This is a genomic window from Bradyrhizobium guangdongense (assembly GCF_006483445.1).
In the GTDB taxonomy this organism is placed as follows: domain Bacteria; phylum Pseudomonadota; class Alphaproteobacteria; order Rhizobiales; family Xanthobacteraceae; genus Bradyrhizobium; species Bradyrhizobium guangdongense_A.
This window is the reverse complement of sequence record NZ_PPPT01000021.1, coordinates 1-17,455: the sequence shown is the minus strand read 5'-3', so window position 1 is coordinate 17,455 and position 17,455 is coordinate 1. Positions and strand designations below refer to the sequence as shown.

The 17,455-nt window shown below is 65.8% G+C and carries 17 protein-coding genes; 13 read left to right on the top strand and 4 right to left on the bottom strand.

Features of this window, described 5'->3' with window-relative positions; all coding sequences use genetic code 11:
- Positions 1-8 precede the first annotated feature (8 nt).
- The 6 genes from accB (at position 9) to aat (ending at position 5,842) form a co-directional block, all read left to right on the top strand.
- A complete protein-coding gene (accB, locus tag C2U70_RS03295) occupies positions 9-497 on the top strand; it encodes an acetyl-CoA carboxylase biotin carboxyl carrier protein (protein ID WP_140976431.1) in 489 nt (162 codons plus the stop codon).
- Positions 498-578: 81 nt separating this feature from the next.
- The gene (gene accC / locus C2U70_RS03290) at positions 579-1,928 is read left to right on the top strand and encodes an acetyl-CoA carboxylase biotin carboxylase subunit (RefSeq protein ID WP_140976430.1); all 1,350 of its coding nucleotides are present in this window, start codon (positions 579-581) and stop codon (positions 1,926-1,928) included.
- Positions 1,929-2,042: 114 nt separating this feature from the next.
- Positions 2,043-3,575 (top strand): sensor histidine kinase, encoded by a 1,533-nt coding sequence (locus C2U70_RS03285; protein WP_186294040.1) that lies wholly within the window; start codon positions 2,043-2,045, stop codon positions 3,573-3,575.
- On the top strand, positions 3,572-4,012 hold the full coding sequence (locus C2U70_RS03280) for a response regulator (protein WP_140976429.1): 441 nt from the start codon (positions 3,572-3,574) through the stop codon (positions 4,010-4,012). The genes C2U70_RS03285 and C2U70_RS03280 overlap by 4 nt, the downstream gene beginning before the upstream one ends.
- On the top strand, positions 4,009-5,124 hold the full coding sequence (locus C2U70_RS03275) for a sensor histidine kinase (RefSeq protein WP_140976428.1): 1,116 nt from the start codon (positions 4,009-4,011) through the stop codon (positions 5,122-5,124). The genes C2U70_RS03280 and C2U70_RS03275 overlap by 4 nt, the downstream gene beginning before the upstream one ends.
- 37 nt (positions 5,125-5,161) lie before the next feature.
- Positions 5,162-5,842: a leucyl/phenylalanyl-tRNA--protein transferase gene (gene aat / locus C2U70_RS03270; RefSeq protein ID WP_140976427.1), complete on the top strand. Its 681-nt coding sequence runs from the start codon at positions 5,162-5,164 to the stop codon at positions 5,840-5,842.
- 18 nt (positions 5,843-5,860) lie between these two features.
- Here the strand turns inward: aat and C2U70_RS03265 are convergent, their stop codons facing one another.
- Positions 5,861-6,868, bottom strand: coding sequence for a DUF2155 domain-containing protein (locus tag C2U70_RS03265; RefSeq protein WP_186294039.1), 1,008 nt, complete (start codon positions 6,866-6,868; stop codon positions 5,861-5,863).
- Positions 6,869-7,100: 232 nt separating this feature from the next.
- Here C2U70_RS03265 and C2U70_RS03260 point away from each other — a divergent pair, with 232 nt between their 5' ends.
- Both C2U70_RS03260 and C2U70_RS03255 read left to right on the top strand, forming a co-directional pair.
- Entirely contained in the window at positions 7,101-7,880 is a 780-nt protein-coding gene (locus tag C2U70_RS03260; protein ID WP_140976425.1) for an SDR family NAD(P)-dependent oxidoreductase, read from the top strand.
- Positions 7,881-7,906: 26 nt separating this feature from the next.
- Positions 7,907-8,854, top strand: coding sequence for an alpha/beta hydrolase (locus C2U70_RS03255; protein WP_140976424.1), 948 nt, complete (start codon positions 7,907-7,909; stop codon positions 8,852-8,854).
- A 176-nt stretch (positions 8,855-9,030) separates the two neighbouring features.
- On the opposite strand, the gene C2U70_RS03250 is transcribed toward C2U70_RS03255, so the two are convergent.
- Positions 9,031-9,945, bottom strand: a complete 915-nt coding sequence (locus tag C2U70_RS03250; RefSeq protein ID WP_140976423.1) for a LysR family transcriptional regulator — start codon at positions 9,943-9,945, stop codon at positions 9,031-9,033.
- Positions 9,946-10,064: 119 nt separating this feature from the next.
- Between C2U70_RS03250 and C2U70_RS03245 the strand changes: the two genes are divergently transcribed.
- From C2U70_RS03245 to C2U70_RS03235, 3 genes are all read left to right on the top strand, one after another.
- Positions 10,065-10,613, top strand: coding sequence for a carboxymuconolactone decarboxylase family protein (locus tag C2U70_RS03245; RefSeq protein ID WP_140976422.1), 549 nt, complete (start codon positions 10,065-10,067; stop codon positions 10,611-10,613).
- Positions 10,614-10,694: 81 nt separating this feature from the next.
- Positions 10,695-11,696: an alpha/beta fold hydrolase gene (locus tag C2U70_RS03240; protein ID WP_140976421.1), complete on the top strand. Its 1,002-nt coding sequence runs from the start codon at positions 10,695-10,697 to the stop codon at positions 11,694-11,696.
- A 213-nt stretch (positions 11,697-11,909) separates the two neighbouring features.
- A complete protein-coding gene (locus C2U70_RS03235) occupies positions 11,910-12,206 on the top strand; it encodes a hypothetical protein (RefSeq protein ID WP_140976420.1) in 297 nt (98 codons plus the stop codon).
- A gap of 40 nt (positions 12,207-12,246) precedes the next feature.
- Here the strand turns inward: C2U70_RS03235 and C2U70_RS03230 are convergent, their stop codons facing one another.
- A complete protein-coding gene (locus tag C2U70_RS03230) occupies positions 12,247-13,185 on the bottom strand; it encodes a GlxA family transcriptional regulator (RefSeq protein WP_140976419.1) in 939 nt (312 codons plus the stop codon).
- Positions 13,186-13,333: 148 nt separating this feature from the next.
- Here C2U70_RS03230 and C2U70_RS03225 point away from each other — a divergent pair, with 148 nt between their 5' ends.
- Positions 13,334-14,020: a DJ-1/PfpI family protein gene (locus tag C2U70_RS03225; RefSeq protein ID WP_140976418.1), complete on the top strand. Its 687-nt coding sequence runs from the start codon at positions 13,334-13,336 to the stop codon at positions 14,018-14,020.
- 19 nt (positions 14,021-14,039) lie between these two features.
- Here the strand turns inward: C2U70_RS03225 and C2U70_RS03220 are convergent, their stop codons facing one another.
- Positions 14,040-15,224 (bottom strand): ABC transporter substrate-binding protein, encoded by a 1,185-nt coding sequence (locus tag C2U70_RS03220; RefSeq protein WP_140976417.1) that lies wholly within the window; start codon positions 15,222-15,224, stop codon positions 14,040-14,042.
- Between the two features lie 439 nt (positions 15,225-15,663).
- On the opposite strand from C2U70_RS03220, the gene C2U70_RS03215 reads away from it, so the two are divergent.
- On the top strand, positions 15,664-17,455 hold a 1,792-nt coding region (locus C2U70_RS03215; RefSeq protein WP_186294038.1), incomplete at its 3' end, for a PAS domain S-box protein.

The window sequence follows — 17,455 nt, the reverse complement described above, 5'->3', positions numbered from 1 at the left end:
TAGAGATCATGGCGCGCCAGCCAGACGAAAAATCAGCCGCAAAATTTTCCAGCGACGACTCCGCGCTCATTCGCGAGCTCGCGCTGCTGCTCGATGAGACGAGCCTCACCGAGATCGAGATCGAGCGCGCAGGCCTGCGCCTGCGTGTCGCCCGCAATATCAGCGTCGCCGCGACGATGCCCATGCCGGTCGCAACGGCGGCCGCAATGCCCCTCGTCGCCTCCGCGTCGGCGGCCGCGGCGCCGGCCGACATGTCGAAGCATCCGGGTGCATTGACCTCACCGATGGTCGGCACCGCCTATTGGGCGCCCGAGCCCGGCGCAAAGCCGTTCATCGAGGTCGGCTCCAAGGTCACGGTCGGCCAGACGCTGCTGATCATCGAAGCCATGAAGACGATGAACCAGATCCCCTCGACCCGTGCCGGCACCGTGACCCAGATCCTGGTCGAGGACGGCCAGCCGGTCGAGTTCGGCGAAGCTCTGGTGATCATTGAGTAGGCGAATGGGGAGTAGCGAATAGCGAATGGCCTATCCGTTCCCTACTCGCTATTCGCCACTCGCCATTCGCGACAGGACATCATGTTCGACAAGATCCTCATAGCCAATCGCGGCGAGATCGCCCTTCGCATCCTGCGGGCCTGCAAGGAGCTCGGGATTGCGACCGTCGCCGTGCATTCCACCGCCGACGCCGACGCCATGCATGTGCGCCTGTCGGACGAGAGCGTGTGCATCGGACCGCCACCGTCGAAGGACAGCTACCTCAACGTTCCCGCGCTGCTGGCCGCCTGCGAGATTACCGGCGCCGACGCCGTGCATCCCGGCTACGGCTTCCTGTCGGAGAACGCGCGCTTCGCCGAAATCCTCGGCGAGCACAATCTGCATTTCATCGGCCCCAAGGCCGAGCACATTCGCCTGATGGGCGACAAGATCGAGGCCAAGAAGACCGCCAAGCGGCTCGGCATCCCCGTGGTGCCCGGCTCCGACGGCGGCGTCGGCCCCGAGGACGATGCGATGGCGATCGCAAGAGAGATCGGCTTTCCCGTCCTGGTGAAGGCTGCCGCCGGCGGCGGCGGCCGCGGCATGAAGGTCGCCCAGAGCGAGGCCGACCTGCAATTGGCGCTATCGACCGCCGCCAACGAGGCCAAGTCCGCGTTCGGCGACGCCTCCGTCTACCTGGAAAAGTACCTGCAGAAGCCCCGCCACATCGAAATCCAGATTCTCGGTGACGGCCGCGGCGGCGCGATCCATCTCGGCGAACGCGACTGCTCGCTGCAGCGCCGCCACCAGAAGGTCTGGGAAGAAGGCCCCTCACCCGTCCTCTCGGCAGCCGCGCGCTCCAAGATCGGCGAGACCTGCGCGAAAGCGATGCGCGAGATGAAATATCTCGGCGTCGGCACCATCGAATTCCTCTACGAGGACGGCGAGTTCTACTTCATCGAGATGAACACCCGCATCCAGGTCGAGCATCCCGTCACCGAGAGCATCACCGACATCGATCTCGTGCTGGAGCAGATCCGCATCGCTGCGGGCGGCGATCTGCCGGCCAGGCAGCAGGATATCGCGATCATCGGCCACGCGATCGAGTGCCGCATCAACGCGGAGAACCCGCAAACCTTCCGGCCTTCGCCCGGCCGGATTCTGCAATATCACCCGCCCGGCGGGCTCGGCGTCCGGATCGATTCCGCCGTCTATCAGGGCTACACGATCCCACCCTATTACGATTCCCTCGTCGGCAAGCTGATCGTGCACGGCAAGACACGTGCCGAATGCCTGATGCGGCTGCGCCGCGCGCTGGACGAGATGGTGGTCGATGGCATCGAGACCACGCTGCCGCTGTTCCGCGCGCTGGTGCGCGAGGACGACATCATCAACGGCGACTACCACATCCACTGGCTGGAACAGTATCTGGCCGGCAAATCCGGCAACTAAGTCCGGCAACGCGCTCGAAAAGTTCCCCGCCCCCATGGAACCCAACGCCGTCAGCGGCGTTGTCGGTCGTTTCGTGCGCTCGGGGGAGTGGAAATTCTTAAGCGTCGAACTGAGTTGGCCCCAACGCCCGATCTGAGGCGGCGGCGCGCATTTTGGCAGATCCTGCTTCTCGCGGCGGGCCTTCTGGTGCTGACCGCGATCAGCGCCGGCTCGGTCTACCTCGTCAACAAGGCCCGCGATGACAACAAATGGGTCGTCCACACCATCGAGGTGGAGAACCAGGTGAATTCGCTGCTGCTCGAGGTCCGCCGTGCCGAAAGCGGTGCCCGCGGTTATCTCCTGACACGCGGCGATGAGTTCCGCGCCGACCATGAGAAGGCGGTCGCAGCCATCCCGCCCGCGCTCGACAAGCTCGCGCGGCAGATCGGAGACAATCCGGAGCAACGGAACAGCATGGCGAGGCTCCGCGCTGCCGTCGACACGCGGCTCGAGCAGTTCTCGCGCGAGATGGACTTCGTCTCGCGCAATGAGCCGGACAAGGCGACGGCGCTGGTCCGCGAGGCTGCCGCCGGCGATACCACCACCACGATCCGCGACACGGCGGAAGCGATGATGCGCGAGGAAGAACGGCTGTTTGCCCAGCGCACCCTCAATGCCGACCGCAGCCAGACGCTCGCGGCTTCGTTGACCGGTATCGGCTCCGGCCTCGTCGTGGTGCTCGCGCTGATCTCGATCCTGCTGGTGCGACGGTCCGCGCAGATGCGCGACGAGGCGGAGGCACGCCTGCGCGACGCCAATCTCAATCTGGAGAGCACGGTCGACGAGCGCACCGCCGATTTGCGCGAGGCCAATGACGAAATCCAGCGTTTTGCCTATATCGTCAGTCACGACCTGCGCTCGCCGCTCGTCAACATCATGGGATTTACCAGCGAGCTCGAGGAAATGGGCGGCGACATCTTCCGCCGCATCGGCAGCCTCACGCATATTCCCGCCGGTGGCTCGCCAGTCGCGGCTGCCGACATCGGCGACATCCCGCTGGAGGAGCCGGACAAGCAGCTCTCGCAGGATTTCTCCGAGGCGCTGGGCTTCATCAAATCGTCGATCGCCAAGATGGACCGCCTGATCTCGGCGATCCTCAACCTCACCCGCGAAGGGCGGCGCGAGTTCGAGCCTGTCCGCATCGACATGCGCGAACTGATGGAGGCGATCGCATCCACCGTGGCCCATCAGGCTTCGGAAGCGAACGCCGAAATCCGCATCGGCGAACTGCCCGATATCACCAGCGATCGGCTGGCGCTGGAGCAGATCTTCTCCAACCTGATCGACAACGCCGTAAAGTATCTCAAGAGCGGCGAACCCGGCGAGATCACGGTGCGCGGCCGCACCAAGCTCGGCTACGCGATCTATGAGGTCGCCGACAACGGCCGCGGCATCGATGCCAAGGACCATCAACGCATTTTTGACCTGTTCCGCCGCGCCGGAACCCAGGATAGACCGGGTCAGGGCATCGGGCTTGCCCATGTGCGCGCACTGGTACGGCGCCTCGGCGGCACTATGTCCGTGTCGTCAGAGCTCAACCAAGGCAGTACCTTCACCATCACGCTGCCGATCCACTGGACCGCCAGCAAACGGACAGGAGACCGATGACGCAACCCGTGACCATCATCATGATCGAGGACGACGAGGGACATGCGCGCCTGATCGAGCGCAACATCCGCCGTTCCGGCGTGAACAACGAGATCGTGCCGTTCGGCAACGGCACCGACGCCATGAAGCACCTGTTCGGCGCCGACGGCAGCGGGCTGGTGCAGAAGGGCAACGCCCTGCTCATCCTGCTCGATCTCAATTTGCCCGACATGAGTGGGATCGACATCCTCAGGCAGATCAAGGAGAACAAATATCTCAAGGCCTCGCCCGTGGTGGTGCTGACCACGACGGATGATTCCCAGGAGATCAAGCGCTGCTATGAGCTCGGCTGCAACGTCTACATCACAAAGCCCGTCAACTACGAGAATTTTGCCAATGCCATCCGGCAGCTCGGCCTGTTCTTCTCCGTGATCCAGGTCCCGCCGGCCGCAACATGAGCCAGACCATACCGACGCTGCTCTATATCGACGACGACGCCGCGCTCGCGCGGCTGGTCGAACGCGGCCTGACGCGCCGCGGCTACAACGTGATCCTTGCCTCGAGCGGCGAGGAAGGCCTCGAGCGCATCCGCCAAGGAAACGTTCAAGGCAACGTTGAAGGCGGCATCGACGTCGTGGCGCTCGACCAGTACATGCCGGGCCTCGATGGCCTCGAGACGCTCGAGCAGATCATGGCGATCCCGCACGCGCCGCCGGTCGTCTTCGTGACGGCCTCGCAGGATTCCAACATCGCGGTGACGGCGCTGAAGGCCGGCGCGGCCGATTATCTCGTCAAGGACGTCAAGGGCGACTTCATCCCGCTCCTGCATGTCGCAGCCGACGGCGCGCTGCGCCAGGCCGAGCTGCAAAAGGCGCGCGAAGAGGCCGAAGCCGAGATCCACGCCTCGCGCGACCGCTATGCGGCGCTTGCCGCCGAGCGCGAGCTGCTGTTGCGCGAGGTCAACCACCGCGTTGGCAATTCGCTGCAGATCATCGCCTCGCTCCTGCATCTGCAGGCTAGCTCCGCCGGCCAGGACGAGGTCAAGGCCGCGCTCACCAACGCGATGGGCCGCGTCGCCGCCGTCGCGCAGGTGCACCGGCGCCTCTACACCTCGCAGGATCTGAAGAGCGTGGTCCTGAACCAGTATCTGGATTCCCTGCTCGAGGATCTCCGCCGCTCCGCCGAGGGCAACCGGATGTCGCGCCTGACCTTGAAGGCCGAGCCGGTCGAGATCGATCCGGACCGCGCCGTTGCCGTCGGCATCATCGTCAACGAGCTCGTGATGAACGCGGTCAAGTACGCCTACCCCGACGGCGCCGGGCCCATTCACGTCGAGCTCATCGCGCGGGACGACGAAGTGCTGCTCTCGATCGCCGACGACGGCGTCGGCGACGCCGTCAAGGCCGATCCGCGCTCGACCGGCATGGGCCAGCGCATCGTCGCGGCGATGGCGAGCAAGCTCGATGCCAGCGTCGAACGCGATGGCGCGCATTCCGGCACCCGGATCGTGCTGAAGTTCCGCCGCACCACCGCACCGTCGAGCGCGGCGAACAACGCCGCCGCGAGCTGATCTCGCAAGCGCGCCGCGATCCTGCTATTCTCTGGGGATGACCTCGCGCGACTCCGCCTCGTCTGAAATCACACCCGCCGTCCTGTTGCGCGCCTACGCCTGCGGTATCTTTCCGATGGCGGAGAGCGCCGACGACCCGACGCTGTTCTGGGTCGAGCCGGAGCTGCGCGGCGTCATCCCGCTCGACGGGTTTCGCATTACCTCGCGGCTCGCGCGGACCGTGCGTTCGGACGCATTTCGCGTCACCGTCAACACCGCGTTCAAGGCGACCATTGCCGGCTGCGCCGCGCCGCAGGCCGGGCGCGAGGACACCTGGATCAACAAGCGCATCCGCGACCTCTATGGCGGGCTGCATGCGCTCGGCCACTGCCACTCGGTCGAGGTCTGGCAGGACGACGATCTCGTCGGCGGGCTCTACGGGGTCAGCCTCGGCCGCGCCTTCTTCGGCGAGAGCATGTTTCACCGCGTGCGCGATGCCTCGAAGGTCGCGCTGGTGCATCTGGTGGCGCGCCTGATCGCCGGCGGATTCGAGCTGCTGGACACGCAATATGTCACCGAGCATCTGAAGAGCTTTGGCGCGGTCGAGATCTCGCGGCGGCGCTACACCGCCCTGCTCGACAAGGCGCTTGCGGGCGAAGCGGCGGATTTCCTGCGCCTGCCCCCGGACCAGCCGATATCGGGCGCACGTGCGCTCGAGATCATCGCCACGCGACGATAATCGGGCGAAGCGTCTTGGTTACCGGCCGAAGCCGGGGAAGCCGAACAGGCCCGGCTGCTGCTGAGGCGGCGGAGGCGGAGGTGGCGGCTGTTGCTGGGGCGGCGGCTGCGGCGGACGCGGCTGCTGCTGCACGGTCTGCTTCGGCGGCGCGGACTTCTTCTGCGCCGGCGGTGGGGCCGGTGGCTTGACCGCCGGATCGGGCGCCGCGGTGGCGATCGTCGTCTGTGGCTCCTTACAGTCGGTCAGCCAGATGTCGTAGATCGGATGCTCGACGCCGTGCAGGCCGGGGCTCGCCGCATACATCCAGCCCGAGAAGATCCGCTTCACCTCGCCCTGCAAGGTGATCTCGTCGACCTCGACGAAGGCGTCGGTGTTGGCGGCTTCGGTCGCGGGGCGCGTATAGCAGGCATCGGTTTTGACGCGCAGCGCACCGAACTGCACGGTCTCACCGATCTCCTCGTCGAAATTGATGATGCGACCGGTGATCTTGTCGAGGCCGGAGAAGGTCGCCTTCTTGTTCACGATCTTCTGCGCCGGCGGCTCGGTGACCACCTCATCGCCCGGCTGCAGGCTCGCCGGTGTCTGCGGGACCTGGCCCGGTACACCCTTGGGCTGGCGCTGGCCCGGCGGCAGGCCCGGCAGCGGATTGGCGCCGGGCTGAGGCGCGGCTTGCGGGCTGGGCGGCGCAACCGCAACCGACGGCGGCTGATTCTGGGGCACGACGGTCGTGCCCGGCGGCGGCGCCAGAGGCTGCGACTGCACGGCACCGGGAAGCGCACCCTGCTGGGAGGGCGGTGGCGCCGGGCGCGTCGGCAGCAGCCGGCCCTGCCGCGGCAACTCCGGCACCTCTTCGTCGTCGTCAGGCGCGGCCTGGGGTGGCTGATTGCCACGGGGGATCGCACCCGGCGGCCGCGGCGGCGGATCGGAGAAGATCGTGCCGATCTGCGCCTGCGCAGGCGGAGCAATGGTCATCGCTGTGGCGGCGAGCAGGGCCGCAAGACCGGTCAGGACAAGGTTTCGAGACATCTCGCGCGGCTTCAACAGCGAATCGGGTTTCGGGACATTGTACAGGGGGTTACCGCCGCTCGCAGACCTTCCGGTTAACACGGGGAATACGGCGGGGAAAGGGCGGCAACCCTGCCCCGCACCGCCGCCGGGTGGCCAGAGCGCCCTGCTGATGGAATAGTTGTCCTCCAGGGGCCCGCTAACGGACCCCGGGGCGTCTCCGGGCCAACTGGAGCAGGATCAAGGGGGACACATGCCTGATCGCATTCGTCTCGACGGCCGGGTTGCCGTCGTCACGGGCGCCGCCGGCTTCATCGGCCGCGCCACCGCAAAACTGCTCGCCGCGCGCGGCGCCCGCGTCGTCGCGGTCGATCGCCGCGAAGCCGACCTCAAGAGCGCAATCGCCGACCTACCCGCTTCCGCCGAGGCGCTCGCCATCGCCGCCGACGTCACCAGCGAGGACGAGGTGAAGGACTATGTCCGCACCAGCGTCGACCGCTTCGGCAAGATCGACGTGTTCTACAACAATGCGGGGATCGAGGGCGACATCCGCAAAATCACCGACTATCCGCTCGAAAGCTTTCGCCGGGTGCTCGACGTCAACGTGGTCGGGGTATTCCTCGGAATGAAGCACGTGCTGCCGGTCATGCTCGGCCGCAACAAGGGCAGCATCATCAACACCGCCTCCATCGCCGGCCTGCTCGGAACGCCAGAGGTTGCCGTCTACAGCGCCTCCAAGCACGCGGTGATCGGCCTCACCAAGAGCGCCGCGATCGAATGTTCCGGCACCGGCGTGCGCGTCAATTGCGTCTGCCCCGGACTGATCGAGAGCCGCATGCTGAGCGCGATCGTCAACGGCCGCAATGCCGGCAAGGCGCCGATCCCGAACGAAAAGCTCGCCGAGCGCATCCCCGCGCGCCGGCTCGGCGATCCCTCCGAGGTCGCCTCCATCGTCGCGTTCCTGGCCTCGGACGAAGCGAGCTACGTGACGGGCTCGGCTTATACGGTCGATGGCGGGCGCGTCGCCTCTTGAGCCCTCCAGCATCACAGGTCTGCCCCATGCCCGTCGTTCTCGATCCCGATGCTGCTGCGGTCTACCAGGCGTTCCTCAAGGCCGACCGTCCGCCCTACGAAACGCTGACCGCCGCCGAGGCACGCGCCGATTATGCCCGCTCGGGAGTTGCGACCAATCCCGAGCCGCCCGAGCTGGCGCGCGTCGAGGCGCTCGCGATATCGGCGTCGCAGGGCGACATTCCGGCGCGCATCTATGTGCCGAAGCAACTGCGCAAGCAGGACGATCTTTCGCCCGCGCTGGTGTTTTTGCACGGCGGCGGCTGGGTGATCGGCGATCTCGACAGCCATGACGTCGCAGCCCGCAAGCTCGCCGACGCGGGCGAGTTGATCGTGATCTCCGTCGACTACCGTCTCGCGCCCGAGCACAAATTTCCCGCCGCGGTCGACGACGCCATCGCCGCCACCGCATGGATCGCGGCAAACGCAGCGCGGCTCGGCATCGACGCGCGGCGCCTGTGCGTCGGCGGCGACTCCGCCGGCGGCAATCTCGCTGCCGTGGTCGCGCTGGCCGCGCGCGACGGCAACGGCCCGGCCCTCGCCGGCCAGGTTCTGATCTACCCCGCCACCGAACTGGCGCGGACACATCCCTCGCACAGCGAGCCCGAGACCAGTGTGCTCCTGACCCACTCCGTCATCCGCTGGTTCCGCGACCACTATCTCCGGCACGATGCCGACGTCGACGACTGGCGCGCTTCGCCCGCCCGCGCCGCTACCCTGGCCGGTCTGCCCCCGGCCTATGTGCTGACCGCCGGCGCCGATCCCCTGCGCGACGAAGGCGCCGAGTACGCCGCGCGCCTGAAGCAATCCGGTGTGCCCGTCACCATCAGGCACTTCCCCGGCCAATTCCACGGCTTCTTCACCATGGGCAAGCTGCTGCCGCAGGCCGATGTCGCAGCGAGCGAGATCGGGGCGTGGCTGAAGGGGTTGAATTAGCACCGCTGTCGTAGCCCGCATGCAGCGAAGCGGAATGCGGGAACGCGCGCAATGCTGTGACGCCCCCGGATTGCGCTGCGCTCCATCCGGGCTACAACTTTCCCAATAGAAAATCAGATGCCAGCCAGCCCACCATCCTTCATGTCGATTCCCGCACGCGATCGATATTGATCGCTTCAGTGGCCTCGACCGCCGAAATCTGGGACCGAAGCCTTGAGCCGGGGCGCGGCGAAATCGAGAAACGCGCGAAGTTTTAGCGGCATCAGCGTTTGTGCGGCATAGACGATGTGCACCGGCAGGAGTTCCGGCTCATGCGGGCGCAGGATGAGGCGCAGCGCGCCGGAGGCGATGGCCCCGGCGACTTGATAAGACAAGACGTGAGTGATGCCGGCCGATGCCAACGCCGCTGCGATGGCGGCATCCGCGGTATTCACGGCAAAGCGCGGACGAACCGGCAGAACCGTGGCCTTCTTCCCGCGTCCAAAATTCCAGAGATTGTTCGAATAGACACCTTCGAACATGATGCAGTCGTGCTGGTCGAGCGCCGCCGGCGTTTCCGGCGTGCCCCTCATCTCGAGATAGTGCGGGCTCGCGCATGTCACCCAGCCGACCTGCCCGATGCGCGTCGCGATCATGCTGCTGTCCGGCAGCACACCAATTCGAATCGCGACGTCGACCTGCTGGTCGACCAGGTTGACGAACTGATCGGCCAGAACCAGCCGCGCATCAATGTCGGGATAGGCCTTGAGAAAGTCGAGCACGACGGGCTCGACGTGCAAACGGCCGAACACGACCGGTGCCGTGATGGTGAGATGACCGCGCGGTGCGCGATACTCGCCCGAGGCCGTGCGCTCGGCATCTTCGATCTCATCGAGAATGCGTCGGCTCGCTGCGACATAGGCAAGACCCGCCTCGGTGAGAACGAGCTTGCGGCTGGTCCGCACCAGCAATTGCGTGCGCAAGTGAGCTTCGAGCTCCGAGATTTTCCGGCTTACCGTGGGCAACGGCATGCCCAGGGCGCGCGACGCTGCCGACAGGCTGCCGCCATCGACCGCCGCGATCAGCGCGGCCATGGCATCGAGACGATCCATTTCAATCTTTCAAATAATGGAATGTTCCCTCCAATTAATAGCCACTATTTATCAAAAATGGAAGCCACTAGGTTCCCGGCACTGGCCCAGCAGGCCAATTCACCAACAGGAACCGCAAGATGTCCCGCATCCCGACCCCCGCCACGATCGCCGACGGCCCCGAAAAGTCCCGGCCACTGCTCGAAGCCGTCAACAAGCAAGTCGGCTCGGTGCCCAACATGTTCCGCCTGATATCGACCAGCCCGCAGGCGCTCGAAGGTTATCTCGGCCTCTCCGGCGCGCTCGGCAAAGGCACGCTGCCGGCCGCCACCCGCGAGCGCATCGCGCTCGCCGTCGCGGAGGTGAACGGCTGCAGCTACTGCCTCTCGGCGCACACTTATTTCGGCAAGAACGCCGCCCACCTCGACGACAGCGAGATCGCCGCGAACCGCAATGGCGCATCGAACGACCCGAAGGCTGATGCCGCGGTCCGCTTCGCGGCCAGGGTGGCGCGCGCGCGCGGACACGTCGCGGAGGCGGACCTCGCAGCGGTGAAGCTCGCCGGCTACAGCGATGCCCAGGCGATCGAGATCGTCCTTCACGTCGCACTGAACACCTGGACCAACTATTTCAACGAGGTGTTCAAGACCGACATCGACTTTCCCGTCGTTGCGACCCGCGCGGCCTGAACGCGCGCCGCAGCCGAACCGGCCGGGTGTCGGCATCGTGACCGCCACCCCTTCCCCCTCTCGAACATGAAGCATCAGACCATGACAAACCGTTTCCGCTTGCTTGCGGCGCTGTTCGCCGCCGCCGTCTCAAGTGCCGGCTCGCTCGCGATCATCGCTCCGGCGCACGGGGCAACATCGACCGCAGCAACGACGACCACGGTCGCCGCAAATCAGGTCAAATACGGCACGATCGCCGTCGACGGGCTCGACATCGCCTATCGCGAGGCCGGCGATCCGAAGAACCCGAAGCTCGTGCTGCTGCACGGCTGGCCGTCCTCGTCGCATCAGTACCGCGATCTCATCGTCGCACTCGCGCCGCGCTTCCACGTGATCGCGCCCGACTACCAGGGTTTTGGCAACAGCGACCGGCCGGACCCGGCGACCTACCGCTACTCGTTCGAAGCCATCTCCGTGACGATGGAGAAGTTTCTCGCCGCCAAGGGCTTCGACCACTACGGCCTGTTCATGCAGGACTATGGCGGGCCGGTCGGCTTCCGCATCGTCGGGCGCAATCCGCAGGCGCTCGACTGGCTGATCATCCAGAACACCAATGCCTATGAGACAGGCTTCTCGCCAGCCTGGGACGCGTTTCGGAAGGCGCTGTGGGTCAATCGATCCGCCGAGACCGAAGCGCCGCTCGCGGCCTTCAACACCCATGACGGCATCAAGGGTGTGTATCTGGCCGGCGCCGCTCACCCCGAGCTGATCAGCCAGGACGCCTGGGAATCCGACGACGGCTTCATGCGCAAGCCGAACGGCCTGCGGTTGAACCTCGACCTCTTCTACGACTACCGGACCAATGTCGAGCTCTACCCGCAATGGCAGAAATTCCTGCGGGATCGCCAGCCGAAGACGTTGATCTTCTGGGGCGAGCATGACCCCTTCTTCACGCCGGAAGGTGGCGAAGCCTATCTGAAGGATCTGCCCAAGGCGGACATGCACCGGCTCAACGCGGGCCATTTCGCCACCGAAGACAACCTTCCCTACATCGCCGAGCACATCGTGTCCTTCTACGACAAGAACGTGAAGTCGAAGAAGTAGTCGATCGCTCGAAGGCCGCCGCCGGCGCGCGCTGGCGGCGGACCATCGCCGAGCCCTGCGCGCTGGCGGAACCGGAGTTCACGCACGACGGAACACTGCAGGGAACGTGACGGCGTGCACAGTCGGGGTGAGCAACGGCCCTATCCTCGATGCGTTCGCCGACAGTGCGGACGTGTCGTCCTCAGCGGCGAAGCGCAAAAAAGGAGAACGATCATGAAGTCCCTCGTCATTGCCACGCTGGTTCTTGCCGTGACCTCCGGAACCAGTTTTGCGGGAACGCCCTGGATCAATGCGCGGCAAAACGCGCAGTCCCACCGCATCTACAACGGCGTTGCTTCGGGGCGCCTGACCTATGGCGAAACGCAGAAGCTGGTTCAAGGTCAGGCCCATGTGCAGAACCTGGAAAATCAGACCAAGGCGGATGGCGTCGTCACGCCGCTGGAACGCGCACGCATCCACACCGCTCAGTCCGTCCAGAGCGCGCGCATCTTCGTGAAGAAGCACAATTGAGCAAGACGCCTTTGGGGGCGGCCCTGCCGCCCCCCGCCGGTCAGACCGCCCGCGCCGCGCGGCGCAGCGATTGCGGCGGCTGGCCAAAGGCGCGGATGAAGGCGCGGCGCATCCGCTCCGGATCGCGGAAGCCGGTCGATTGCGCCACGAGCTCGATCGCCTCGCTCGACGACTGCACGCGCTCGCGCGCCACCTCGATGCGCAGGCGCTCGATCGCCTTCGAGGGCGTCGTGCCCGTCTCGGCGGTGAAGGCGCGGGCAAAATGCCGCGAGCTCATGCCGGCGCGGTCGGCGAGGTCTTCGACCGTCAACCTTGCGTCGAGATTTTCGCGCGCCCAGGCGAGCAACGGGCCGAAGCGGCCGTTCGGCGCCTTCAGTTCGAGCAGCGAGGAGAACTGCGACTGCCCGCCGCTGCGGCGATGATAGAGCACGAGCTGGCGCGCGGTGTCCTGCGCGACCGCTTCGCCGTGATCCTCGGTGACCATGGCGAGCGCGAGGTCGATGCCGGCGGAGATGCCCGCCGAGGTCCACACGCCGCCGTCACGGGTAAAAATCTGGTCGGGCTCGAACTTGATCCCGGGATAGCGCGCGACGAAATCGCGCGTCCGTCCCCAATGCGTGGTCGCGCGCTTGCCGTCGAGCAATCCCGCCTCGGCGAGCACATAGGCGCCCGAGCAGACGCTCGCGACGCGAACGCCGCGCCTGGCGAGACGCTGCACGAAGGCGAGCGTGATCGGACAGCGCGCCGCCATGTTGACCCCCTCGCCGCCCGCCACGATCAGCGTCGAGATGGCGCCGGCCGATTTGAGATCGCGCGCGAGCATCTCAGCTCCGGATGAGCTGCGCACCGGGCCGGCTTTCACCGCGAGCACGCGGATCGCGGGCACCTTGCCCGTGTAACGCGCGGCAATCTCGAACACCGAGATGGGCCCGGCTGCATCGAGCAACTGGAAGTCCGGAAAGATCAGGACGCCGATCATGGGAATGTCCGCCAAGCCTTGAAACGATATGTCCTAAAATGAGGGAATTATGCCATTTCGGACAGGATGGCACCATGGCATCGTGTTTCCGTCAAGGCAAATTCTTTCGAGCCGATTGTCTTCAGGCCAACGTTCCCGGAGCCCACCGATGTCGCAGCCGCTTCAGATCGGACTTCTCGTATTTCCCCGCGTCACCCAGCTCGATCTCACCGGCCCCGTGCAGGTGTTTTCCAGCGTGCCCGGCGCAAACGTGCATCTGATCTGGAAGCGCATCGAGCCGGTGCCGAGCGATTCCGTGCTCACGCTGACGCCGACCACGACCTATGCCGAGTGCCCGCAGCTCGACGTGATCTGCGTGCCCGGCGGCTTCGGCACCGACGACCTCGTCAATGACGAGGAGACGCTGGCCTTCCTGCGCAAGCAGGCCGGGGGCGCCAAATTCGTCACCTCCGTTTGCACGGGATCGCTGGTGCTCGGCGCCGCCGGTCTCTTGAAGGGCTACCGCGCCACCACCCATTGGAGCGCGATGGAGGCGCTGGGACTCTACGGGGCGACGCCGACCAAGTCGCGCGTCTGCATCGACCGCAACCGGGCCACCGGCGGCGGCGTCACCGCCGGCATCGACTTTGCGCTGACGTTGGTGTCACTGCTCGTCAACCGCACACTCGCCGAAGCGATCCAGCTCCGGCTCGAATACAATCCCGCACCGCCCTTCAATGCGGGCTCGCCGGACACTGCCCCCGCCGAAGTGGTCGCGCTGATGAAGGAGAAGATCGCAGCGTCGCAGGCCCGCCGCATGGAAGCCAACAAGCGCGCGGCCGCACGGGTGATGTGAAGGCGGAACAGCGACCTCTTCACTTTGCCGAGGTCCCGGCCGCCTCGGCCGCGGGCTCGCGAAGCGACTTCAGCAAGTGAAAATCTCCGTCGCGAACTTCGACCACGACCGACGGCTGAACAAGCTGCCCGGTCTGGTCGAAGTGCAGATCGGCCGGGACACCGAACACGCGTCCCCGCCAGCCTGCGATGCAGTCGCGCAACGGCACGCGTTCGGCACCGGTCTTCTTCAGGCAGGGCGCAACGATGCTGGTGATCGCCCGATACTCCCAGGCCGCAAGCACCGGCCGGGCCGGCGCCGAACCGGAGGAAAACTCGTTGCGGTAGCGGGCGGCCCAGGCATCGGCGTCGGCATCGACCTCCTCGCTGAAATAGGTCGTAACCACCGTGCCGTTGGAAGCGGTCGGCGCAAGCGACAGCAGCAGCTCGTTGGCAAGACCGCCGGTGCCGGCAAAGCGGCCCTTCAATCCGAGCTCGCGCGCCTGGTTCATGATGGCAGGCGCGGCCGGAATGGTCCCGAAAATCGCGATAGCCTCGGGTGCAGCGCTGCGAATCCTGATGAGCTGTGCCGAGAAATCCTTGTCCGCACTCTGATAGGACTGCGTCTCGACAGGCTTCAGCCCCTGCCGGTCGAGCGCCGCCAGGAAGATGTCGCGATTGCCGGTGCCGTAATCGTTGGAATCGCTGATGACCGCGATGCGCTTGAGGCGGAGATCTCGGGTCAGGATTTGCGCGAGGTGCTCGCTCATCGCCGCATCGGTCTGGATGACCCGAAACGTCCACCTGTTGCGCGGATTCGTAATGGCAGGGTTGGTTGCGCCCACCACGACGTAGGGCACGCCTGCCTGCTCGGCGATGTCCATGTTGGCCATCACCTGCGGACTTCCCCATCCCCCGACAATCAGGTCGACTCCTGATGTGATCAGGCGCCGCATGACGATTGCTGAGCGCGCCGGCGTCGTCGTGTCGTCGGCAATGACGAGCTTGATCTGTCGTCCGTTGATGCCGCCGGCCGCGTTGATCTCCCGCGCCGCCATTTCGGCACCCTGCACGATCCCCGCGCCATAGGAGGCGCCAAGGCCTGAAACTCCGGCGATCACGCCGACGGTGATGTCGGCGCCGACGGCTGATTGCGTGGCCCACGGCAGGAGTCCCCAAGCCAGGGCAAGCACCAGCTTTGCCAGCACATCGGAAATTCGGCTCATGTGATTCCGCCCCGTCGCAGCACCACTCGATAGCACCGGGCGGATTGGCTGGCGACGGGCTGTCCGGCTGACGGCGCTTCAACCACCCGCCGCAACTCGGCTTTGGTATCATCATACTTGGGCAGAATGTCGTCCAGGCGCGCACTGGTTGCGCCGATTGAGCCTTTCGGGCGAACCGTGCAAATAAGTGAGACTGCGACTCGCGGCCAGGATCAGGCAAGCCGCGCGTCCTGTCAGGTGGTCTCTCGCCCGGAGCCTCACGAAATGCGGCGCGATGTCGGCGCTTAATCTGTCAACGCAAGCCGTCGGGGAGCCTCCGCGTTGCGCCGAGGCGACCGAGGCCAAGCCGGCTCCATCGCGGGCACGAGCACCAATTCTCTGGGTTGCAGCCATTTGCGCCGCCTTTGCGATCGGCCTGAGCGTGGTGGCGAGCCTTGCGATGTTCGCGACCCGTCAGAAGGCGCTATCGGACGCCGCTGAAAATCTCTCGCGGCTGAGCCTTGCCATCGCCACCCATACACACCGCATCTTCTTCAGCACAGATCTCAACCTTTCGAATCTCGAGGAGCGGTTCTCGGCTGCCGGCATTCGAACGCCCGAGCAACTCGAGCAGTTTGTCGCAACGCCTGCGATCTTCGACGTCCTCCGCGAAATGGTCGCCGTGTCGTCCGACATCGACGCCCTGTCGGTCCTCAACAGCCGCGGGCAGCTTATCAACTCCTCGCGCTCGTGGCCGCCGCCGGACGTCAACGCGGCCGACCGCGATCAATTCAAGCAGCTCCGAGACGAACCGGATCGCGGCTACATCATCACGGAAGCGCAGACCAATCGCGTCACCGGTCAGCAGACGCTTTTCCTCGTTCACCGCATCAGCGCGACCGACGGCACGTTTCTCGGTGTCATGCTCGGAACGGTCTCGAAAAACCGGTTCGAGAAGATCTTCGCCTCGCTGCTGCCGGGCAGGCAGGGAGCGATTTCGCTGTACCGGCGGGACGGCATGCTGCTGGTTCAGCAGCCGCCGCCGGAGGACGCAGGCGAGTTGAATCCGCAGCTCAAGGCCTTCTTCGAGAAGACGATTGCAGGGGCGGAGGAAGGCAGGCTGCGCACGAGCGCCGACGGAAAGGCCAGCCCCGCCGCGGTCGTCGCACTTCACACGGTTCAGGGATACCCGCTCGTCGTCACCGTCAGTGAAGCAGAGGACGCCGTGCTGTCGTCCTGGCGCCAGCTCGCGGCATTGATCGCGGGGGTCACGACCGCGGCGATCCTTCTGCTTGCGATCGGCGGCTTTCTGCTCGCACGCCAGTTCCGGATGCAAAATCAGGTCGCAGCGGCTCGCGCCGATCAGGAGCGCGCCGCGCGCGCCCGCGTCATTGCGGAGACCGCCGAACGCATTCAGGCCCGTGCGCGCGAAGAGCTCAAGACCATCATGGACTACTCCGTCGACGGTCTCATTCTGATCGACCAGAACGGAATAGTGCTCAACTTCAGCGCACCAGCCGAGCGCATCTTCGGTTATCGCGCCGAGGAGGTCGTCGGCCAGGCGATCGGAGGACTGTTGCTCCTGCCGGATCGGGCAATTGCGGGCCAGTCGGCCGACGGCGCGCGGGCGGCGGACTCCTGGATCGGCGACGCCCGCCGCGAACGCGAGGGACGGCGCAGGGACGGTTCGGCCTTTCCGATGGAATGGGCCGTCGGCGAGATCGCGAGCGATCATGAAGGGCGCCGGTTCGTCGTCACGGTGCGCGATATCACCGAGCAGAAGGCCGCCCAGGAGCAGTTGCGGCAGGCGCAGAAGATGGATGCGATCGGCCAGCTCACGGGCGGCGTTGCCCACGACTTCAACAACATCCTGACGGTGATCGTCGGCACCATCGAGATCCTTGCCGACGGCGTTTCCGACCGCCCCAGCCTTGCGGCGATCGCCAGGATGATCGACGACGCGGCGACGCGCGGCGCGAACCTTACGCAGCAATTGCTGGCGTTTTCGCGCAAGCAACCGCTTGAGCCGCGCGACGTCGACGTCAACTTCCTGATCGCGGACACGGCAAAACTGCTGCGACCGACGCTCGGCGAGCAGATCGAGATCACGCTGCGGCTGGAGGCGGAGGCGTGGCATGCGACCGTCGATCCGTCGCAGCTCGCGACCGCGCTTCTCAACCTCGCGATCAATGCCCGCGACGCGATGCCCCACGGCGGCAAGCTGATGTTCGAGAGCGGCAACGTCGTGCTCG